We start from the raw sequence: 20,468 nt of genomic DNA on the forward strand, positions 1-20,468 counted from the left end.
GCCCGCCCCCGCGCCGGGGGACGGGCCGTTTCGGCGTCCGCGTCAGGCAGTGGCCGGGGTCCGTTCGCGGGTGGCGGGCTTCGCCGGGGTGAGGTAGCTCTGCCAGCCCTCGCCCGGCTGCTGGCCGACCTGGAGCTGCTGGAGTTTGGCCAGTACGGCCGGGTCCTGGGCGTCCAGCCAGTCGGCGAGCTGGCGGAAGGAGACGCACTGCACGTCGGGGCGCGGGCAGATGCTCTTGATGGTGTTCTCCACGGCCCGCATGTACGCGCCGCCGTGCCACTGCTCGAAGTGGTTGCCGATGATCAGCGGCGCCCGGTTGCCGGCGTAGGAGCGGTCGAAGCCCAGCATCAGGCTGCGGTAGACCTGGGCCTCGGCGGTGGCCGGGGTGATGTTCGGGTTGACCTTGTAGTTGTAGTCCATGGTCAGCGCCTCGTACTTGCTGCCGGGGAAGGGCACCGTCTGCATGGACAGGTCCCACAGGCCCTCCGGGCCCTTCTTCGGCCAGACCTGGAGGTTGACGCCGCTGGTGTCGTAGCGCCAGCCCAGCTCGCTCGCGGCCTTCACCAGGTTCTTGCGGCCCTCCAGGCAGGGGGTGCGCGCGCCGGTCAGCTCCTTGTCGTAGTCGAAGGGCAGCGGGGCGGAGCTGCGGTCGCCGGTGGTGGTCTTCCAGCTCTTGACGAAGCGCTTGGCCTGGCTGATCTCGCTCTTCCAGTCCTCCACCGACCAGCTGTCGACGCCGGTGGGGCCGCAGAAGTGGCCGTTGAAGTGGGTGCCGATCTCGTGGCCGTCCATCCATGCGGCGCCGACCTGCTCCAGGGTCTGCTTGACGTGCAGGTCGTTGAGGAAGCCGATGTCGGAGGCGCCGGGGGCGTGGCCGGGGGCGGTGTACTCGGTGCGCTTGGATTCGGGGAGCACGTACAGGCCGCTGAGGAAGAACGTCATGGTGGCGTCGTACTTCTTACCGACCTCGCGGAAGTGCTGGAAGAGGCCGGAGCCGTCCTCGCCGGCGCCGTCCCAGGAGTAGACGACGAACTGCGGGGGCTTCTCACCGGGCTTGAGGCGGGTGAACTTGGGCTGGTCGGGCTGGCGGCCGGTGTAGGCCGTGGAGCCGTCGCCGATCAGCCGCAGCGGCTTGCCGTTGCTGACGGCCGCGGCCGCCTTGTGGGCTTTGCCGGCCGCGGCCTCGCCGTCCGCCTGCGTGCCGCCGGCGGCGCAGCCGGCGACTCCGGCGGTGAGTGCCGCGGCGGTGCAGGCCGCGAGGGCCAGACGCATGGGGTTGTACACAGGGCCACCTCTCCAGTCGACCGAACACATAGAGAGATAACCCGAAAGTCCCATCAATCAGACTTATTCACTCTTTTGCTGATTTCCGTGTCGTGGCCGCCAGGCCGCCGCCGCTCAGTCCTGCTGCGCCCGCACCAGTACGTCCCCCGCGGCCGTACGGAAGTACAGCACCGAGCGCCCGGAGCGCCGGCGGGCGACGAGGCGGGCGTCCAGCAGCACCCGCAGGTGCCGGCCCACCGAGCCCAGGCCCTGACCGGTGAGCGCGGTGAGCTGGGTCGTGCTCAGCGGGGTGCCCAGGAGTTCGAGCACGGCCGCGCGCGCCGGGCCCAGGAGGGCGGCCAGCGCGGCGGGGACGGCGGTGCGGCCGGCCTCGGCCAGCACGCCCGAACAGGGGTACACCACCGCGTACTTGCCGGCGTGGTCGTAGGACACCCAGCCCCGGTGCGGGGTGACCGGCACGAAGAGCAGCCGCCGCCCGGAGAGGTCCTGCGGCGGGTGGTCGTGCGCGTTGATCTGCAGCCGGCTCTCCCCCAGCCAGCGCATGCCGGGCCGCATGTCGTCCAGTACGGCCGCCCAGCCGCCCTCGGTGAGCCGGCGGGTGCGGGCCACGACGTCCGCCTCCAGGATCCGGCGGCGGCGCGGCCAGGTGGGCAGCACGGTGTGCGTCCAGACCCACTCCAGCAGGTCGGCGAGCAGCCCGGGGAGGTCGTCGCGGTCCAGCGCGGGGGGCAGCGGGCCGGGGCGGGAGACGACCAGGTGGGCGCGGGCCCGCCCGGGCGGGGTGCGGCGGATGTCGGCCAGCTCCTCCTCGAAGGTGCGGGCGCCGTCGAAGGAGGGCACGGGGGTGAGGAAGTCGGCCAGCCAGTTGCGGTGGCCCAGCGCCGCGTCGGCGAGCTGTGCGGTGACGGGGCGGGCCGCCACGTGGGCGCGGTAGCCGGGGAGATGGTCCGCACGCCAGCTCAGCTCGCCCGGGTCGGCGGGCTTGGGGCGCTCCAGGGACATGAAGGCGGCGACGGCCTCGCTGAGCGGGGAGAGGGCGAAGCGCCCGCCCGCGAGGGTGTCGGCGTCCAGTCGCCAGTAGCCCATGTCACCGCTCCCCCGCCGCAGTTCGTTTCGCCGTGCCGCGAAACAGTAACGCCGCGGTGGCGGCCGGTCCGAGACTCCCCTCCATGCGCACCTACCGGCAGCTCCTCGCCACCCCGCAGTTCACCCCGCTCCTCCTCCTCGCCCTGATCCAGAGCGCCGCGACGACCGTGGGCGTCCTCGCACTCGGCACCCTCGTCTTCCGTACGACCGACTCGCCGCTGCTCTCCGCGCTGAGCATGTTCGGCGCCGCCTTCGCCCAACTCCTGGGCGCCACCTTCCTGATGTCCGCCGCCGACCGGCTGCCGCCCCGGGCCGCGCTGTGCTCCGTCGCGCTGGTCTTCGCCGCCGGGGAGGCGGCGCTGGCCGTGCCGGGGCTGCCGCCGGCGGCGCTCTTCGGGGTGCTGCTGGTGGCGGGGGCGGTCGGCTCGGTGGGCACCGGGGTGCGGCTGGGGCTGCTCGCGGACGTACTGCCGGCGGAAGGCTACGTACTGGGACGCTCGGTGCTCAACATGGCCAACAGCACGATGCAGGTAGGCGGTTTCGCACTAGGCGGCGTCCTGCTGCAGTTCCTCCCGGAGCGCACCGTCCTGCTGCTGTGCTCGGGGCTGTACGCCGCCTCGGCGCTCCTCGCGCGCTGCGGGCTGCGGCGGCGGGCGGCGCGGGCCGCGGGGCGCCCGTCGGTGCGCGAGACCTGGCGGGTGAACGCGGTGCTGTGGTCCTCGGCGGCGCGCCGCTACGTCCTGCTGGCCAGCTGGGTGCCCAACGGCCTCGTCGTGGGCTGCGAGGCGCTCTTCGTCTCCTACGCGCCCGGGCACGCCGGGGTGCTGTACGCCGCCGCGGCGGCCGGGATGTTCGCCGGGTACCTGCTCGTCGGCCGCTTCCTCACGGCGACGTGGCGTGAGCGGCTGGCGGCGCCGCTGCGGCTGCTGCTCGCCGTGCCGTACCTGGTGTTCCTCCTGCACCCCTCGGCACCGCTCGCCGCGTCGGCGGCGGCGCTCGCCTCGGTGGGCTTCTCGGCGACGCTGCTGCTGCAGGAGCGGCTGGCGCAGCTCACGCCGCCGTCCCTGACGGGCCAGACGCAGGGGCTGCAAACGGCGGGGATGCTGACGATGCAGGGGGTGGGCGCCGCGCTGGCGGGCGCGCTGGCGACGCTGCTCTCCCCGGCGGTGGCGATCCCGGTGATGGCGGCCGCGTCGATAGCCGTCACCCTGGCGCTCGCGCCGGGGCTGCGCCGGCGCCCCCAGGAGGCCGGCGGCTACGGCGAGGAGGTCTCCGACTCCAGCGCGGCGCGGGTCGCCGGGCCGTAGACACCCGCCGGGTCGGCGTAGACACCCCGGCTGCGCTGGTAGTCGTGGACGGCGCCGCGGGTGCCCGTGTCGTACGTGCCGTCGGGCTGCTCCTCGTAGAAGCCCAGCTGCCCCAGGCGCAGTTGGAGCTCCTGGACCTCGGCGCCCGTGTCCCCGCGGCCGAGCGTGGGGCCGGCCGGCGGCGGGGGCCCGGTGGTGGCCGGCGCGCTCGGCGGGGCGGACGGCGCGGCGGGCGCGGGTGGCGGCGCGGCGGCCGTGCCCGGCCGGGTGGGGTCGGGGCCCCCGCCCGCGCCGGGGGCGGCCGAGCGGGAGGACGCGTCCGGGGTGGCGCTCGGGGCGCCGGTGGAGGCGCCGGGCTCCGCGCTGCGCGCGTCCTTCGGGGGCGCCTTCTTCGAGCCCTTCGAGGGCTCCTGCGACGGGGTGGCGTCCGGCGGCAGCTCCATCGCCGAGGTGCTCGGGTCGGGCAGCACCTCGGTCGTCCGGTCGGTGTCCTGGAAGACCTTCATCCCCAGCGCCATGAGGCAGGCGATGACACCGACGGCGAGCAGCGCGCCGAGCACGGCCGGCGGGCTGCCCAGCGCGCCGGGGGCGCGGTGGCTGCCGCGTCCGCCGCGGCCGGCCCTCCGGTACGGCACGACCTCGGCGCCGGGCGGCTCGTAGCGGACCAACTCGGCGCCCGGGTGCGGCGCCTGCGGATACTCGGTGGTGAAGAGTCCGAGGTCGGCGACCTCGGGCCCCGGCTCCGTGCCGTGCCTGATCGTCCGGCGTATCTCTGATTCCACCGGTCCGGCCCCCTTCGCGAACATCCGGCTGACATCGGACTCTAATGGAGAACCGCCGGGCACACGACTGCCACCGGACATCCCGCGTATCCCCGCGTATCCCCGCGTACCGGCTAGTGTGCTCAGCGATGTTCTCCTCAGGCGGACCCACCCTGCGCGAACTCGCCGTCCAGGCGCTCTCCTCGGTGGAGCGCGGCTACGACCTGCTCGCGCCCAAGTTCGACCGCACGCCCTTCCGCACCCCGGACACCGTCCTGGACGCGGTGGGCGGTGTCCTGCGCCGCCTGGGCCCGTTCGGCAGCGGGCTCGACCACTGCTGCGGTACGGGCGCGGGCGTCGGCGTGCTGCGGGGGGTGTGTACGGAGCGGGTGGTCGGCGTGGACTTCAGCGCCGGCATGCTGGAGCGCGCCCGCGCGGCGTACGGCACCGCGCCGACGGGCCCGCGGACGGGGTGGGTGCGCACCGACGTGCGGCGGCTGCCCTTCGGTGCGGACTTCGACCTCGTCACCGGCTTCGGGGCCTTCGGGCACTTCCTGCCGCGTGAACTCCCCGCGCTCTTCGCCGAGGTGCGCTCGGTGCTGCGCCCCGGCGGCGTGTTCGCCTTCCCCGTCGCCGCCCCGCCGCGCGTCGGCTCGGCCGGGTACTGGACGGTGTACGGCTTCGACGCGGTGATGCGGCTGCGCAACGCGCTGTGGCGGCCGAGGTTCGTGATGTACTACCGGACCTTCCGACTGCCGCACGTGCGCCGGGAGTTGGAGGCGGCCGGCTTCGAGGTGTCGACGGTGGCGCTGGCGGGGCCGGGGCTGCGCGCGGACGGCAGCCCGCGGTGCCGGCTGGTGGTCGCCCGCGCCCGGTGAGCGCCCCGTCGCGGGGGCGCCCACCGGCGGTGCGGGCTCAGACCGCCGGCCTCAGACGCCCCTGATCCACCGCAGGAGCCCCTGCCACCACGGCACCGGACCGCTCTGCACGGGCGCGGCGCCCTGCGTGACCGGCACCGGGAGCAGCGCGTCGTCGGAGGCGGGGTCGGGGTGGCCGGCGGCGTGCGCCTGGCCCACCGCCGCGGGGTCCATCGGCGTGAACTCCACCGGCAGCGAGACGAGTTCGCGGGAAAGCAGCGAGGTACGCCACCGCAGCTCACCCCCGTCGACGGTCAGGCGCAGGTCCGGCAGCCGGGCGAGGAGCGCGTCCACGCCCGTGTCGGCTATCGCACGGCCGATGTCCTGACCCGGGCACTCGTGCGGGCCGCCGCTGAAGGCCAGGTGGGAGCGGTTTCCGTGGACCGGCACCGAGGGGTCGGGGCGGATCGCGGGGTCGGCGTTGCCCGCGGCCAGGCCCAGCACCAGCATGTCCCCCTCCTTGATGCGGTGCCCGGCCAGCTCCGTGTCACCGGTCGCCCAGCGCCCGTACACCGCGGTGAACGGCGGCGCGTCCCACAGGACCTGCTCCAGTGCGTCGGGCAGCGTCATGTGGCCGCCGGCCAGGTTGCCGCGGAAGCGCTGGTCGGTGAGGACCATGTGCAGGGTGTTGGCGATCAGGTTGCCGGTGGTGGTGTAGGCGGCGATGAGCACCAGGCGCAGGTGCTCGACCAGTTCCTCGTCGCCCAGCGCCGAGCCGTGCGCGATCAGCCAGCTCGCGAAGTCGTCGCCGGGCAGCTCCTTCTTGGCGGCGACGAGTTCCCTCAGGGCCGTGACGATGAAGGCGTTGCTGGCGATGGCCGTCTCGGTGCCCTGCACCATGTCCCGGGCGGCGTCCAGGAGTTGGGGTCCGTAGGAGTCGGACATGCCGAGCAGCTTGGTCATCACCAGCATGGGCAGCACGCCGGCGAAGTCCGCCTGGAGGTCCGCGTGGCCCCGGGCGGCGAAGGAGTCGATCAGCTGGTCGGCGTAGCGGGTGACGTAGCGGCGGATGCCGCGCCGGTCCATCCGGTTCAGCGACTCGGTGACGGCCACGCGCAGCCGCTTGGCCTCCTCGCCGTCGAGGAAGGCGCACAGCGGCTGCCACATCGTGATGGGCAGCAGCGGGTTGTCGATGGCGACGCGGCCCTCGCGGGCCTCGCGCCACAGCCGCGAGTCGCGGGAGAAGCGGGTGGGGTTGCGGCTGACGTCCAGGTTCTCCCGGTAGCCGAGGACCAGCCACGCCGGTACGTCGCCCTGCACCAGTACGGGGGCCACGCCGCCGTGCTCGGCGCGCAGCTTCTCGTACAGGGCGGGGGCGTCGTGCTCCACCTCGGGCCCGTAGAGCCGGGTCGGGCCCTCCTGGGAGCGGGGGCCGGGTATGTGGGCGGGGCAGCCGGGCGGGGGCGCCGGGAGGCCGTCTGCGGAGTCGTGCGGGGTCGCGGTCACCGTGCCTCCAAGGGCTGGGCGAGGGTGTGCAGTCGGCGCAGCAGCGCCAGCAGGACGTCCCGGCCCGCCTCCCGGTGGCGCACGTCGGCGCCGACGAGGGGGACGTCCGGGGAGAGGTCGAGGGCCAGGCGGATGTCCTCGAGCGAGTGCTGCGGTGCGTCGGGAAACTGGTTGACGGCCACGATGAAGGGCACCCCGCCCTCCTCCAGCCGGCCCAGCACGTCGAAGCAGGACTCCAGCCGGCGGGTGTCGACCAGGACGACGGCGCCGAGCGCGCCCTCGAAGAGGCCGTTCCACAGGAACCAGAAGCGCTGCTGGCCGGGGGTGCCGAACAGGTAGAGGACCAGGCGGTCGTTGAGGCTGATGCGGCCGAAGTCCATGGCGACCGTGGTGGCGCTCTTCTCCTCCACCCCGAAGAGGTCGTCGACGCCGGCGCCGGCCTGCGTCATCGTCTCCTCGGTGGTCAGCGGCGCGATCTCGCTGACCGCGCCGACCAGGGTGGTCTTGCCCACCCCGAAGCCGCCGACCACCACTATCTTCACGGCGACGCTCGCCGATTCCGGCAGTACGTCCTGCGGCCGGGGACCGGCCACCGCGTCAAAGCTGTTCAAGCCCATGGATGATTTCCTCGATGAGGCTCATGTCGGCGACGGGGGGCACGGTGGAGCGGGTCACGATCAGCTCCCGGGCGAGCAGGTCGCCCAGGAGGACGCTCACGACGCTGAAGGGCAGCTTCAGGTACGCCGCGACCTCGGCGATCGAGATCGGGGCGGTGCACAGCCGCAGGATCGCGGACTGCTCGGGTGGTAGCCCGTGCGGCGGCCCGGCGCGCGCGATGACCAGCGTGACGAGGTCGAGCGGCTCCTTGGCGGTCTCACCGGTGCGGCCACCGGTGATCACGTAGAGCCGTTCGGGTCCCGCCTCGTACCACGCGTGATCCTCGTCGCTCATATGGCCGTTCCGTCGGCCGTGCTGCGTGGCGGGCTGGTGAGATGGGAGCCGATGCGCGCCACCAGGTCGCGCATCCGCCGTCCCATCAGGCCCGCGTCCACACCCTCGTCGGCCGCCACCGCCAGATAGGCGCCGGAGCCGGCCGCCATCAGGTAGAAGAAGCCGCCGTCCACTTCGATCACGATCATCTTCAGCAGTCGGCTGCTGCCCGGGAAGACGTCCGAGATCGACCGCGACAGGCTCTGCAGGCCGGCGCAGGCCGCCGCCAGCCGGTCCGCGGTGTCGGGCTCGGTGTCGTGCTGGGCGATGCGCAGTCCGTCCGACGAGAGCACGACCACGTGGCGGGTCTGCGGAACGCTCTCGGCGAGGTCCTTGAGCATCCAGTCCATATCCGCTCGGCGCACCACGGCTACTCCCTCTTGTCGCGCTCGTCGCGCTCGTCGGTTGACTCGTCACCACTCTGGGGGGCCGCGGCGCCGGGCACCGGGTCCCTTCCGGCCAGGGCGTCCGTGAAGTCCCCCAGCCACAGGCCCGGTTCGCCCGTGTCGGCGGCGGGCTCGGAGGCGGTGGTCGTTCCCGCGGGTCCCGCGGGCCTTGCGGGGGAGGCCGGGGCCGCGCCGCCGGCCGGCTCCGCGGGCGGGGCCGCGGGCAGGCGCCGGCGCCGCTGGGGCAGACCGTTGGCCGTCGGGGCCGCGAGGCTCCCGGCGGGCGGGGATGCCTGCGGGCCGGGCACCCGGCGGCGCTCGGGGGGCTGCGGGGCGCCGCCCAGGGGCCGCGGGCCCGAGGTCGTGCCGATCCCGTGCGCGGCATCGGTCGCCGGGGTGGAGGTGACCAGGGCGGCGGGGACGATGAGCACCGCGCGCACGCCGCCGTAGGCGGAGGAGCGCAGGGCCACCGTCAGGTCGTACGCCTGGGCGAGCCGGCCGACGACCGCCAGGCCCAGGCGCGGGGTCTCCCCCAGGTCGTGCAGGTCGATGCCCGCCTGGGCCTCGCGGAGCATCCGCTCGGCGCGCTCGCGGGCCTCCTCGCTGAGGCCGACGCCGCCGTCCTCGATCTCGATGGCGATGCCCGACTGGACCTCGCCGGCGGTGAGATGGACCTTGGTGCGCGGCGGGGAGTAGCGGGTGGCGTTGTCGAGCAGCTCGGCCAGGGCGTGGATGAGGGGCTCGACGGCGGGGCCGACGACGGCGACCTCGGAGACCGGGTGCAGCTCGACGCGCTGGTAGTCGGTGATGCGCGACATGGCGCCGCGCAGCACGCTGTAGAGCGGGACGGGCTTGCTCCAGCGCCGGCCGGGGCGGTCGCCGCCGAGCACCGCGATGCTGTCGGCGAGGCGGCCGACCAGGGCCGTACCGTGGTCGAGCTTGAGCAGGTCGGCGAAGACCTGGTGGTCCTGGCCGTGGCGCTGCTCCATCTCCCGCAGGCCCTGGGCCTGCTGGTGGACGATGGCCTGGACGCGGCGGGCGATGTTGACGAAGCCGCGCTCGGCGGACTCGCGCAGGTCCTCGGCGTTCTGGATGGCCTCGACGACCGCGCGCAGGGCCGCCTCGTGGGCGGCGCGGAACTCGGGGGCCACGGCGGGGTCGTAGCGCACCCCGCCGAGGACGTCCTCGGCGAACTCGCCCTTCTGCAGCCGCTGCACGGCCTCGGGGAGCAGCGCGGCGAGGCGGGCCGTCTCCGCCTCGTGCTGGGTGAGGCGGCGGCGGGCGGTCGCCTCCTGGCCGGCGTACTCCCCGCGCAGGGCCGTCAGCGTCCGGGTGCGCTGGTCCACCACGAGGGAGAGGAAGGCCGTCAGCGCGGTGGCGAGGCCGCCGGTCCAGGCGACCGCCGCCCGGCCGCCGGAGGCGGTGGCGAGCAGGGCGATCACGGTGGCCAGGGCGAGTGCGGCGGGCGGTATCACCCAGGGCGAGACGGCGGTCGCGCGCCGGTCCCCGGGGGCCGGTCCTGTGGGATCCATCGGCATCCTCAAGCTGTGGTGGTCACATCGAACTGGCTGTCGCGTCAAGCCGGGTGAACAGGCACGCAGCGTAGCCCCTCCCCATGGGCCGCGCATCGCTTCCTGGCATATTCACCTGAAGAGCAACTGACGTGGTAGGCAGGAAAGTTACCGCTTGCGCGCCGGTGTTTTCCACGCTTCCCCCGAGGATGCCGAAAGGACGCCGCCGGGCGACTCCGCGTCAGCTTCCGACGAGCGGCTGCCAGGGTCGTACGGCCTCCAGTTCGAAGCCCGTCTCCAGCAGCGTGCGCTCGTCGCCGTGCATCGCGGAGAGCATCACACCGATGGGCAGTCCGGCGGCGGTGGTGCCGCCGGGCAGGGAGAGCGCGGGGGTGCCGGCGATGTTGGCGAGCGGGGTGAAGGCGACGTAGGAGGACAGCCGGCCGATCAGCTCCTCGTAGGGGACGTTGGGGCTGAGGTGGCCCAACTCGGGGGTGGTGTGGGCCAGTACGGGCGTGAGGAGCAGGTCGTGCCCGGTGAACGCGGCGGCCGTCGTCTCGCGCACCCCGTGGCGCAGCCGGCGCAGGAAGGCCGGGGTGCTGAGGAGGCTTCCGCGGTAGCGGGCGCGCAGGCCCTGGCTCAGTCCGTCCATCCGGCGCGCCTCGAAGCCCCGGCCGAAGGCGAGCTTGCCCATGGCGCCGCAGAGGAAGGAGAGCATGCCCCAGTAGGTGATGAAGTCCGCCTCGAAGGTCGGCGCGAGGGGCAGGCGGGCCGGCTCCACGGTGTGCCCGAGCTTCTCCAGCGCCTCGGCGGTGGCGGTGACGGCCGCGCGGGTCTCGGCGTCGGTGACGGCGCCGGTCGGCGAGTCCAGCACCAGGCCGATGCGCAGCCGGCGCTTCCCCGGCCCCTCGACGAGGCCCAGCGCGGGCAGGCCCGGGGCGGGGCGGTAGTCCTCGGCCGCCGCGAAGAACGCCGCCGTGTCCCGTACGGTCCGGGTGAGCACGCCGTCGCTGATGATGTCGATGGGCAGCCGGCGCCCCTCCTCGTTCGCCACCAGGCGCCCGCGGGTGGCCTTCAGTCCGACGAGTCCGCAGCAGGCCGCGGGGATGCGGATCGAGCCGCCGCCGTCGTTGGCGTGCGCGAGGGGTACGGCGCCGGCGGCGACCAGGGCCGCGCTGCCGCCGGAGGAGCCGCCGGTGGAGTGGCCGGTGTGCCAGGGGTTGCGCGCCGGGGGCGCGGCGGCGAACTCGGTGGTGGCGTTGAAGCCGAACTCGGGGAGGCGGGTCTTGCCCAGCACGCTCACGCCGGAGCTGAGGAGTTGGCGGGTGAAGGGGGCGTGGCGGCGGGCGGGGCGGGCGGTGAAGGCGGCACTGCCGTGGCCGGTGGGCAGGCCCGCGTAGTCGGTGTTGTCCTTGACGAAGGTGGGGACGCCGGCGAGGCGCCCGGTGTGCCCCAGCGCGGGCTCGGGCAGCCGGGTGGCCACGGCGGCCAGCTCCCCGTCCACCCGCTCCACCCGGGCGCGGGCGGCCTCGGCCAGCTCGGCGGGGCTGAGGTGGCCGGCGCGGACGAGCGCGGCCAGGGCGACGGCGTCGTGGGTGGCGAGGATGTCGTCGGTGACGGCGGTGACGGTGTTGGTCATGGGGTCAGTATCGGCAGGGGGCGGGTGGTACGGCCAGAGGCCCCCGGGGTGCGGGGCCCTCCGGCCGTACGGACCGCTCAGTGCCGCGCTTCGAGGACGGGGTAGTAGCCGCCGGACTGCCCGGAGGCGGTGGGGTGGTAGGACTCGCCGATGTTGAACCAGTTGACGCTGTGCAGCCAGGCGCTCCCGGAGCAGATCTCGTGTCCGGTGAACGGCGGGCGGACGTCGCCGTAGGTGAAGCCGTGGCTCGCGACGCGGCCGGCGGTGACGGTGCTCAGCAGGTCCGAGGCGCTGTTGATGGCGGAGCGGGACGCCTCGCTCAGTCCGACGATGCAGCTGCCGCCGAGCTGGTAGAAGCGGGGGTAGCCCAGGACGACCACGTGGGCGTTGGGGGCGCGGCTTCGGATGGCGTTGTATACGGCGTCGAGGCGGCCCGGGAGGGTGCCCGAGATGTATGCCTTGGCCTCGTTGATGCGCGAGATGCAGGTGGCCTCGCTGTAGAGCACGCAGGTGGTCATGGCGTCGGCGAAGCCGGCGTCGTTGCCGCCGATGCTGATGGAGACGAGGCTGGTGGCGGAGTTGAGCGTCCCCAGCTGGTTGTTGATGACGTCGGTGGTGCGGGCGCCTGAGCAGGCGGGGAAGCTGAACGAGGCGGGTGCGTTGGCGTTCTTCCAGAGCACCGGGTAGGCCTTGGTGCTGCGTTTGCAGCTGCCGCTGGCCGAGTCGTAGGAGCCGGCGCCGACGCCGGAGGAGTACGAGTCGCCCAGGGCGACGTAGTTGTCCCCGGCGGCGTGCGCCGGGGACGTGCCGAGCAGGACCGCGGTGGCGGTGAGCAGTAGGCCCAGCAGGGCCGAGACGGTGCGGGACGTTCTCATGGAACCCCCTTGGCGAGAGTTGGTAACTCACAGGTAACAAAGCCTTACCCTGTCCTATGCGTGTCCATGCCAAACGCCAATGGGCGCTTCGGGCAATCCACTTGATCGTTTGGACCGCGTCCACCGATCGGTGCGCAGACCGCCCTCGGGGCGCGTGGGCGGCGGTCCTTGACACTGCAATCGAAACACTGTCACTATTGCAGAATGAGCGAGACGTGGACGATCGGTGAGCTGGCGAGGCGCGCGGCCCAGGAGTTGGGCCCGGAGGGCGCCGCGTCGAACGGCCGCGTGCGCGAGCTGCCGAGCGAACGGCTGATCCGGTGGTACGGCACGATCGGGCTGGTGGATCCACCGCTGACCCGCAGAGGCCGCGTCGCGCTGTACGGGGAGCGGCATCTGCTCCAACTCGTCGCCGTCAAGCGGCTGCAGGCCCGCGGGCACTCCATCGCGGAGATCCAGACGATGCTGGCGGGGGCGCCGGAGGGCCGGCTCCGGGAGGCGGCGGAGCTGCCTGCCGCCGACGGGGCCGCCCCGGGGGGCGCCCGTGCGGCGGCGGGCGCGACTCCAGCGGCTGCGGCGGCGGCTCCGCCGCGCGGGCGCTTCTGGGCCGCCGAGGGCCGCAGCGCAGCCGCGGCCCCCCTGGTCGAGGAGTGCGGGGGTCCGGTCGAGTGGTCGTTCACCCCGACTGTCAGCCCCGCTCTCCAACTGGCCCCCGGCGTCACGCTGCTGCTGGCGGCGACCCCCGCGGGCCGCCCCACCGCCGAGGACCTCACCGTCCTCACCGAGGCGGCGGCCCCCCTGCTCGACGCGCTGCACCGGCGCGGTCTGCTTCAGCTGTCTCCCCACCTACCACCGGATCCGTCGCACACGGATCCGGAGAGGAGTTCGCGATGAACGCTGCGACGACACCCGTCATCACACCGCTGGCGCCCGGTGAGGGCGCGCCGCTGCCGGACGCCGGGCTGGGCGCGCTGCGGACCGAGCGCGGCAACCTGCCGCTGGAGAGCGTCGCCGTGGCCGCCCGGATCGCCGGGATGAGCGCGGGGGTGGAGGTCGTCCAGGGCTTCCGCAATCCCTTCGACGTGTCCCTGGAGGCGACGTACGTCTTCCCCCTCCCGGACCGCGCGGCGGTCACGGCGTTTCGGCTGGAGGCCGAGGACCGCGTGGTCGAGGGGGTGTTGAAGGAGCGCGGCGAGGCGCGCGCCGACTACGACCGGGCGCTCGCGCAGGGCCGGCGGGCGGCGATAGCCGAGGAGGAGCGGCCGGACGTGTTCACGATCCGGGTGGGGAACCTCGCGCCGGGCGAGCGGGTGCGCGTGCGGCTGACGCTGAGCCAGCCCCTGCCGTACGAGGACGGGGCGGCGGAGTTCCGCTTCCCGCTGGTGGTCGCCCCGCGCTACGTCCCGGGCAGCCCGCTGGCGGTGGACCCGGCGGGCAGTGGCACGGCCCCGGACACGGACGCGGTGCCGGACGCCTCCCGGATCACACCGCCGGTGCTGCTGCCGGGCTTCCCCGACCCGGTGCGCCTCTCCCTGGAGGTGCGGGTGGACCCGGCGGGGCTGAGCCTGCGCGAACTGCGCTCAAGTCTGCACGAGGTGACGACGGTTCAGGCGGACGGCTCCCCGGAGAGCGGCGCGGTGCTGGTCCGGCTGCGTCCCGGGGAGCGGCTGGACCGGGACTTCGTCCTGCGCCTCGCCTTCGACGCCTCCGACTCACTGGCGCTGGTCGCGGACACCGAGGCGCCCGAAGGGGCGGACGGCGCACGGGAGTCGGGGGAGGGCGGCGGGGAGGGCGGCACCTTCGCGCTCACCGTGGTGCCGGAGCCCGGCGAGGCGGTGCGGCGGCCGCGCGACGTGGTGCTGGTGCTGGACCGCTCGGGCAGCATGAGCGGGTGGAAGATGGTCGCCGCCCGCCGGGCGGCGGCCCGGATCGTCGACACCCTGACCGTGCGGGACCGCTTCACCGTGCTCTCCTTCGACCACCGCGTCGAGCGCCCGGAGCGGCTGCCGGAGGGGCTGGCCGAGGCGGGCGACCGCAACCGCTACCGCGCGGTGGAGCATCTGGCCCGGCTGGAGGCCCGCGGGGGCACGGAGCTGCTGGGGCCCCTGCGCCAGGCCCTGGACCTGCTCCTCGGCCGGGAGGAGGCGCCCCGCGAGACGGCCGAGCGGGACCGGGTGCTGGTGCTCGTCACCGACGGCCAGGTGGGGAACGAGGACCAGATCCTGGAGCAGACCGGCGCCGACCTCTCCCGGGTGCGGGTCCACACCGTGGGGATCGACCGGGCGGTCAACGCCGGTTTCCTGGGGCGGCTCGCGGCGCTCGGCGGCGGGCGGTGCGAACTGGTGGAGTCCGAGGACCGCCTCGACGAGGCGATGGAGCAGATCCATCGGCGGATCGGCGCGCCGCTGGTGACGGGGCTGTCGTTGCGGGCCGAGGGGCTGGAGCTGCTGGACGGCACGGTGACGCACACCGGTTCGCTCTTCTCCGGGGTCCCGCTGCGGATCCTGGGCCGCTACCGGCGTGCGGGCGGCGGCGATCCGGTGGTGACCCTGCGCGGGACGACGGGCGACGGGGAGCCGTGGGAGCGCGCGGTGCGGGGCACGGCGCGGAGCGACCGGGCGACCGCCCCGCTCTGGGCCCGGAGCCGCCTGCGCACCCTGGAGGACCGCTACACGATGGGCGAGCGCTCCCTGGAGGAGGACATCGTGGCGACGTCACTGCGCTTCACAGTGCTGTGCCGCTTCACGGCGTTCGTGGCCGTCGACTCCCGGGTGGCGGCCGAGGGCGGCCCGCAGCACCGGGTGGTCCAGCCGGTGGAGAGCCCGAGCGGCTGGGCTGCGCCCGCTGCCGCTCCCGCGATGCCCGCCGCCGCTTATGCGATGCCCCTCTCCGCTCCCCGTTCCATGGCGCCCCCTGCCGGCGGCATGGGGCGGCGGGGAGCGCCCGGCTCGGCAGCCGCCGCGCAGAGCGCGCCGGGCGGCGTACCCGCACCGCCGCCCATGGGGTCGGGGGCGCCGGGCGCGGGGAGCATGGGCGGCGCCCCGCTGCCGACCTGGAGCGAGATAGCCCACGGCGGCGCCAGGGCGCGGCGCGCCCCGCGTCCGGAGCAGGCCGCGGGCCGGAGCGGACCGGACCTCCAGCCGCTGCTGCAGGCGGAGTTGACGCGCCTGGAGGCGGCCGTGTCCGCCGCTCCCGCGGAGCGCCGCCGCCTCCTCTCCGACCTGGGCACGCGTCTGGCAGCGCTGCTGGACCCGGCGGACGGCACCTACGCGCACCTGGCGGAACTGGCCCGCGAGCTGACCGCCGCCGAATCCCCCGCCGCGGACCTCCCCTCCCTCTGGAAGCGCACGGTGGACCTGCTCATATCCCTGCTCGCCGACACGGGCCCGGCCCCCGCCGACGGCGGAGCCCCTCGGGAGGAGGGTGCCTCCCGGCCGTTCTGGAAGCGCGGCTGACAGCGGACGGGGTTCAGGCCCCGTCCGCCCCCGAACCGGGGGCGCCGCACCGGGAGTCGCACCCGGTGCGGCATCCCCGCTCGGCCAGGACGAACAGCAGGGCGATCACGGTGTCGGCGTTCCACACCGCCCCCTCGGTGACCATCCCCATGACCGACGACAGCGGGATCCACGTCATCCGCTCCACCTCCGCCGTCTCCCACCGCTCGCTGACCCGCACCGGTCCGGTGCCGACGAAGACGTCCCGCCACGCGTCCACCGCGCCGACCAGCGGCTGGAAGCGGGTGACGTGGCGCAGCCGGGAGGCCCGGTAGCCGACCTCCTCGCGGAGCTCGCGCACCGCGGCCTGCCGGGGTTCCTCGCCGGCGTCCACCAGCCCCCCGGGCAGCTCCCAGCCCCAGCGGTCGGACACGAAGCGGTGCCGCCAGATCATCAGCACCCGGTCCCGCTCGTCGAGCAGCATCGTGACCGCCGCCGGCCGCAGCCGGACCACGTGGTGCTCGAAGCGCTCGCCGCCGGGCGGTTCGACGTCCGCGAGCGCGACCTGCACCCACTCGTTGTCGTAGACCGTCCGCTCACCGTGCACCCGCCATGCGGTCGAGGCGCTCTCCTTGGAGTTCACGCGGTGAACGTACCCGTCCCAACAAGGACCGATCCCCTCAAGAGACCTGACTGCGTGTCATGGATGGGCGATACTTGTCCTTTCGGCGGGAGCGGGCTCTCGCCGAAAGGAAGGGGGGCGGCGTGACGGGGACCGAGGGGCACGGCGACGCGTTGGAGGACCTGTCGGCCGACATCGCGCGGGTGGGCGAGATCTTCGAGGGCACCACCCGCTACCTGCGCAGGACGTTCGTCCGCGGTCCCGTACACGGCGGCTGGCGGCAGTTCCTGCAGGAGGACGGGCCGCCGAGTCCGACGGGCACGGCGTGTGCGATCGGCGCGCTGGTGGCCATGGGCGTCAGTCCGAGCGACCCCCAGCTCGTCATCGCACGCGACCTGCTCTTCTCCACCGTGTGCGCCGACGGAGGCTGGTCCAAGCCGCGGCTGGCGGACCAGTTCAGCCTGACGATGGTCACCTGCCTGTCGCTGCTCGCGCTGTCCCGGATGGGCGTGTCCAGCGAGCACCCGGTCCTGCTGGGCGCCCTCGACTGGGTCGTGGCGGCGCAGAACAGCGACGGCGGCTGGGGGAACACCCACCGCGACGGGCAGAGCGACACCACCGCGACCTCCTACGCCATGCGCGCCCTGACCCTCGACGACGACGCGCGGCTGCGGTTCGGCTCCGTCGTGGAGGCGGGGGCCGGCTGGATGGACCGGCAGACCGAGGACGGCGCCTGGGGGATCCGGAGCGGTACGGCGCCCACGGTCGCGCACACCAGCCACGGCGTCGCGGCCCTGATCGCCGCCGGCCGCCCCACGGAGTCGCTGCGCGCCTCCCGGGAGTGGCTGCTGGCCCGCGCCGGGGGCGACCCGCCGGCCGCCTGGCTGGAGCACTACTACGGCACCCCCGGGAACGGCTCCGTGCGCGCCGGCGGCCCGGACGCGGACGAGGGGGCCGCGGCGGCCGGCCACTGGGTGCGGATGCGCTGGACCCACCTGCCCGCGGAGCGCACGCTGATCGCCCTGCTCCTGCTGGTCGCCGACCCGAGCATCGACGCGGTCAGGCGGATGGCCCGCGACACCCTCGCCCGCCACCACGCCAACTCCTACTGGCGGGTGGCCTCGATGCCGGACACCGCACCGTCCTGGGCCGTCCTGGAGGCGGTGGACGCCCTCGCCCGCTACCGGCGCCGGCTCCGGGAAACCGGCCAGCTCTCCTGGCTGAAGCGGATCAACGCCGACCTGGTGACCGAGATCGCCGAACTGCGGGTCGACAACAGCGCGTTGCTGGCGACGGTGCAAAAGCTCGACGAACGGCTGTCGGCGCTGGAGTCCGCGGGATCCCGCGAGCCGGGGAGCACCCCCGCCCAGCGGCAGGCCCCCGCCCCCGTGGAGGAACCGCGCTGATGCAGGAGCGCTCCCATCCCACCGCCGCCCACCCCCGGCTGCGGGTCCACCCGTCGGCCGAGGCGGACCGGCTCAAGCGGGCGCTCCTGGCGGGGCCCCCGCACCCCGCCGACGCCCTCCGCCACCTGCACGCCATCGCCGCGATCCTGATCGCCCGCTGGGCGTCCCCCGGCGGCTCGGCGGCGGACGCCGCGCCCGTGGTGCCGCTCTTCGTACTGCGCGGCGGCCTGGTGCTGTGGCAGCCGTGGCTCGACGTCCGCGGGCCTGGACCGATGGGGGTGCTGGTGCCGTTCAGGACCGGGCACGCGGTGGATCCGGCCATCGTCTACGGCTCGGTCCCCGACCCCCCCGGAGCCCGCTACGTCCTGCTGGACGTGGCCCTGGCCTCCGGGCGGACCGCGCTGGCCGCCTGCCGGGCGCTGGCCGAGCGGGTGGGGCCGCCGGCCGGGCGTATCGACGTCATCGCGCCCTTCGTCGCCGACCGGGGCCGGGAGCTGCTGCTGGAGCGCGCCCCCGGGGCGCGTATCCACTGCATCTGGCACGACGAGCGGGTGGACGGGGAGGGACGGATGGTCGGACCGGGCTTCGACATCGGGGAGTTCGCGCTCGGCAACTCCGACACCTCGCTGCGCTGGGCCTCCGGGCGGGAGCCGTGACCGGCGGCCTGCTGCGCTGGGAGGAGCTCAAGGCGCCGGCAACCTCGGCGCTCGTGCGCACGTACCTGCCGGGCACGGGCGGTGGACGGGCGCTGGACCTGGGCTGCGGTTCCGCCGCCGTCGCCGCCGCGCTGGCCGGCGACTTCGACACCGTGGTGGGCCTCGACCCCGACCCGTCGGCCGTCCGCCGGGCCCGGGCGCGCGAGGTGGCGGCCGTGCGCGCCGAGGCCGAGCGGCTCCCGTTCCGCGACGCCGCCTTCGACTGCGTCTACAGCTACGGGGCGCTCCACCACGCCCGTCCGCACCGGGCGCTGCCCGAGATCGCCCGGGTACTCGCACCCGGCGGGGTCGCCGTGCTCGCCGACTTCTGCGCCACCCCCGGTACGCCCGCGGGCCGCGGCCTATCGCGGATCGCGCCGATCCTCGCGACGGCTGTGGCGGCGCTCCCCGGGTACGCTCGGCGCGCGGGGGTGTCCACCGCGCTGCGAGTCACCGCCTACCGGCTCAGCCCGGCGTGGGTCCGGCACGTACGGCGCGATGTGTTCCTGCCGCCCGCGCAGTTCCGGGCCGTGTACCGGGCATCCCTGCAGGGGGCCCGCTTCCACCAGCAGAATGGACTGATCGTCGTGGTATGGAGGAAAACATCCGATCCGGCATCGGGAGGGACCGCGTGATCCGCCGATCCGACTCCGGCCGCACCCCCCCGCGGGTGGTCACGGGCTCCCGCAACCCGGCCAAGTCCGCTGCCGTCGCCGAGGCGTTCCGGCTGCTCACGGGTACGGAGCCGATCGTGGAGGGGGTGACGGTCGAGGGCACCACCGCACAGCCGATGACCGACGGCGAGACGCTGGCCGGCGCCGAGTACCGCGCTTCCAGGGCGCGTTCGGCCCAGCCCGACGCCGACTTCTGGGTGGGTATCGAGGGCGGTGTCGAGACGGTCGCCGACCGGCTCATGGTCAACGCCTGGGTCGTGGTGCTCTCCGGGGACACCGTCGGCCGCAGCCGCAGTGCCACCTTCGAACTGCCCGAGGCCGTCGCCGAACCGATCAGGAACGGCGGCGAGATGGGCGGCATCACCGCCCGGGTGTCGCGGGGCGGCGACTGGCGCGAGACGGGCCTGGTCTCCGAGCTGTCCTGCGGTGCCGTCACCCGTACCTCCTTCTACGTCCAGCCGGTCGTCCTCGCGCTGCTGAAGTTCCTGCCGGCCGGTGCAGAGGCCGTGCCCGAGCTCAGGTACTGAATGGGCGGATCGACAGCGGGTGGCGGGATGCTCGTCGTGGGGGACGCCATGCTCGACGTGGTGGCCGTACCGGACGGTCCGGTCCCCTTCGAGCCGGCCGAACTCGACTACGTGGAGGCGGACATCGAGCTGCGTGCCGGCGGCACGGGGGTCAATCTGGCGCTGGCCGCGGTCGCCCGCGGCTACGCGCCGGTCCACCTGCTGTGCAGCCTGGGCGCGGGTACGGGGCCGGGCGGGGTGGACCCGGCCGGCGCCTTCCTGCTGGATGCCCTTGCCCCGTCCGGAGTCCACCCCCTCGTCAACGCGGCGTCCGGCCCGGGTACGGGCACCGTGTCCGTCGGCTACGTCGGCGACGGCGAGCGGGTGATGTTCGGCTCGCCCGGCGCCAACCGCGCGCCGCTGTGCGAACGGGCGGTGGCGGCGGCGCTGTCGGCGCTGGACAGCTGCGGTGTGCTGGTGGTCTCCGGCTGGATGCTCTTCCGGCCGAGCACCCGCGGCGCGGTCGGGCTGATCATGTCCGAGGCGGCCGGGCGCGGGATTCCCGTGGTGCTGGACGTCGTCCCGCACCGGCTCCACCGCACCATCCGCGCCACCGAGTTCCACGAGGCGACCGGGGGTGCGGTGGACTACGTCGCGGGCAACGCGCTGACCTTCGCCCGGCTGTTCGCGGTCGACGCCGCCGGGGCGGCACCCGAGCCGATGGCCGGGCGCCTGCTCGGCTTCTTCACCGGCGCGCTCGTCCACGGGGACGGCCGGTACGCGGTCGCGCACCGCACCCGCGGAGCGCGGGGCGGGCCCTTCCCGCGGCCCGCCGACCGGGGCGGCCTGCGCGGCGCGTCCGACCGGCTGCTGGTGTCGGTGGTGGGCGACCACTTCCTCGACGGCCCACCGGATCCCGGCTGACACCC

20 protein-coding genes are annotated in these 20,468 nt (G+C 74.6%); 9 read left to right on the forward strand and 11 right to left on the reverse strand.

Features of this window, described 5'->3' with window-relative positions; all coding sequences use genetic code 11:
• Positions 1-42: 42 nt before the first annotated feature.
• The gene (locus tag ACFQLX_RS04605) at positions 43-1,272 is read right to left on the reverse strand and encodes a polysaccharide deacetylase family protein (RefSeq protein WP_386412469.1); all 1,230 of its coding nucleotides are present in this window, start codon (positions 1,270-1,272) and stop codon (positions 43-45) included.
• Between the two features lie 126 nt (positions 1,273-1,398).
• A complete protein-coding gene (locus tag ACFQLX_RS04610) occupies positions 1,399-2,370 on the reverse strand; it encodes a helix-turn-helix domain-containing protein (RefSeq protein WP_386412189.1) in 972 nt (323 codons plus the stop codon).
• A gap of 83 nt (positions 2,371-2,453) precedes the next feature.
• Between ACFQLX_RS04610 and ACFQLX_RS04615 the strand changes: the two genes are divergently transcribed.
• Positions 2,454-3,677 carry an MFS transporter gene (locus ACFQLX_RS04615; protein ID WP_386412191.1) on the forward strand — a complete coding sequence of 408 codons (1,224 nt, stop codon included), beginning with the start codon at positions 2,454-2,456 and terminating at the stop codon, positions 3,675-3,677.
• Here ACFQLX_RS04615 and ACFQLX_RS04620 read toward each other — a convergent pair.
• A complete protein-coding gene (locus ACFQLX_RS04620) occupies positions 3,626-4,459 on the reverse strand; it encodes a peptidoglycan-binding domain-containing protein (RefSeq protein ID WP_386412193.1) in 834 nt (277 codons plus the stop codon). The genes ACFQLX_RS04615 and ACFQLX_RS04620 overlap by 52 nt on opposite strands.
• Before the next feature lie 128 nt (positions 4,460-4,587).
• Here ACFQLX_RS04620 and ACFQLX_RS04625 point away from each other — a divergent pair, with 128 nt between their 5' ends.
• Positions 4,588-5,316 carry a class I SAM-dependent methyltransferase gene (locus ACFQLX_RS04625; RefSeq protein ID WP_386412195.1) on the forward strand — a complete coding sequence of 243 codons (729 nt, stop codon included), beginning with the start codon at positions 4,588-4,590 and terminating at the stop codon, positions 5,314-5,316.
• Between the two features lie 51 nt (positions 5,317-5,367).
• Here the strand turns inward: ACFQLX_RS04625 and ACFQLX_RS04630 are convergent, their stop codons facing one another.
• The 7 genes from ACFQLX_RS04630 to ACFQLX_RS04660 form a co-directional block, all read right to left on the reverse strand.
• Positions 5,368-6,801 (reverse strand): cytochrome P450, encoded by a 1,434-nt coding sequence (locus ACFQLX_RS04630; protein ID WP_386412197.1) that lies wholly within the window; start codon positions 6,799-6,801, stop codon positions 5,368-5,370.
• A complete protein-coding gene (locus ACFQLX_RS04635) occupies positions 6,798-7,418 on the reverse strand; it encodes a GTP-binding protein (protein WP_386412199.1) in 621 nt (206 codons plus the stop codon). Before ACFQLX_RS04635 ends, ACFQLX_RS04630 begins: the two co-directional genes overlap by 4 nt.
• Positions 7,399-7,752: a DUF742 domain-containing protein gene (locus tag ACFQLX_RS04640; protein ID WP_386412201.1), complete on the reverse strand. Its 354-nt coding sequence runs from the start codon at positions 7,750-7,752 to the stop codon at positions 7,399-7,401. The genes ACFQLX_RS04635 and ACFQLX_RS04640 overlap by 20 nt, the downstream gene beginning before the upstream one ends.
• Positions 7,749-8,141: a roadblock/LC7 domain-containing protein gene (locus tag ACFQLX_RS04645; RefSeq protein WP_386412471.1), complete on the reverse strand. Its 393-nt coding sequence runs from the start codon at positions 8,139-8,141 to the stop codon at positions 7,749-7,751. Before ACFQLX_RS04645 ends, ACFQLX_RS04640 begins: the two co-directional genes overlap by 4 nt.
• 20 nt (positions 8,142-8,161) lie before the next feature.
• On the reverse strand, positions 8,162-9,709 hold the full coding sequence (locus tag ACFQLX_RS04650) for a sensor histidine kinase (RefSeq protein ID WP_386412203.1): 1,548 nt from the start codon (positions 9,707-9,709) through the stop codon (positions 8,162-8,164).
• Positions 9,710-9,929: 220 nt separating this feature from the next.
• On the reverse strand, positions 9,930-11,327 hold the full coding sequence (locus ACFQLX_RS04655) for an amidase (protein ID WP_386412205.1): 1,398 nt from the start codon (positions 11,325-11,327) through the stop codon (positions 9,930-9,932).
• Between the two features lie 77 nt (positions 11,328-11,404).
• Positions 11,405-12,202 (reverse strand): SGNH/GDSL hydrolase family protein, encoded by a 798-nt coding sequence (locus tag ACFQLX_RS04660; protein WP_386412207.1) that lies wholly within the window; start codon positions 12,200-12,202, stop codon positions 11,405-11,407.
• 204 nt (positions 12,203-12,406) lie between these two features.
• Between ACFQLX_RS04660 and ACFQLX_RS04665 the strand changes: the two genes are divergently transcribed.
• On the forward strand, positions 12,407-13,096 hold the full coding sequence (locus ACFQLX_RS04665) for a helix-turn-helix domain-containing protein (protein WP_386412209.1): 690 nt from the start codon (positions 12,407-12,409) through the stop codon (positions 13,094-13,096).
• Positions 13,093-15,657: a VIT domain-containing protein gene (locus tag ACFQLX_RS04670; RefSeq protein WP_386412211.1), complete on the forward strand. Its 2,565-nt coding sequence runs from the start codon at positions 13,093-13,095 to the stop codon at positions 15,655-15,657. The genes ACFQLX_RS04665 and ACFQLX_RS04670 overlap by 4 nt, the downstream gene beginning before the upstream one ends.
• Before the next feature lie 13 nt (positions 15,658-15,670).
• Here ACFQLX_RS04670 and ACFQLX_RS04675 read toward each other — a convergent pair whose 3' ends face one another.
• Positions 15,671-16,279: an NUDIX hydrolase gene (locus ACFQLX_RS04675; RefSeq protein ID WP_386412213.1), complete on the reverse strand. Its 609-nt coding sequence runs from the start codon at positions 16,277-16,279 to the stop codon at positions 15,671-15,673.
• A 122-nt stretch (positions 16,280-16,401) separates the two neighbouring features.
• Here ACFQLX_RS04675 and ACFQLX_RS04680 point away from each other — a divergent pair, with 122 nt between their 5' ends.
• The 5 genes from ACFQLX_RS04680 to ACFQLX_RS04700 are packed head-to-tail and all read left to right on the forward strand — an operon-like array spanning position 16,402 to position 20,463.
• Positions 16,402-17,664, forward strand: a complete 1,263-nt coding sequence (locus ACFQLX_RS04680; protein WP_386412215.1) for a prenyltransferase/squalene oxidase repeat-containing protein — start codon at positions 16,402-16,404, stop codon at positions 17,662-17,664.
• Positions 17,664-18,320: a uracil phosphoribosyltransferase gene (locus ACFQLX_RS04685; protein ID WP_386412217.1), complete on the forward strand. Its 657-nt coding sequence runs from the start codon at positions 17,664-17,666 to the stop codon at positions 18,318-18,320. The genes ACFQLX_RS04680 and ACFQLX_RS04685 overlap by 1 nt, the downstream gene beginning before the upstream one ends.
• The gene (locus ACFQLX_RS04690; protein WP_386412219.1) at positions 18,317-18,994 is read left to right on the forward strand and encodes a class I SAM-dependent methyltransferase; all 678 of its coding nucleotides are present in this window, start codon (positions 18,317-18,319) and stop codon (positions 18,992-18,994) included. The genes ACFQLX_RS04685 and ACFQLX_RS04690 overlap by 4 nt, the downstream gene beginning before the upstream one ends.
• Entirely contained in the window at positions 18,991-19,560 is a 570-nt protein-coding gene (locus tag ACFQLX_RS04695) for an inosine/xanthosine triphosphatase (RefSeq protein WP_386412221.1), read from the forward strand. The genes ACFQLX_RS04690 and ACFQLX_RS04695 overlap by 4 nt, the downstream gene beginning before the upstream one ends.
• Positions 19,561-20,463 carry a carbohydrate kinase family protein gene (locus ACFQLX_RS04700; protein ID WP_386412223.1) on the forward strand — a complete coding sequence of 301 codons (903 nt, stop codon included), beginning with the start codon at positions 19,561-19,563 and terminating at the stop codon, positions 20,461-20,463.
• Positions 20,464-20,468 lie beyond the last annotated feature (5 nt).

The sequence above is a fragment of the Streptomyces polyrhachis genome, from assembly GCF_042663125.1.
GTDB lineage: Bacteria > Actinomycetota > Actinomycetes > Streptomycetales > Streptomycetaceae > Streptomyces > Streptomyces polyrhachii.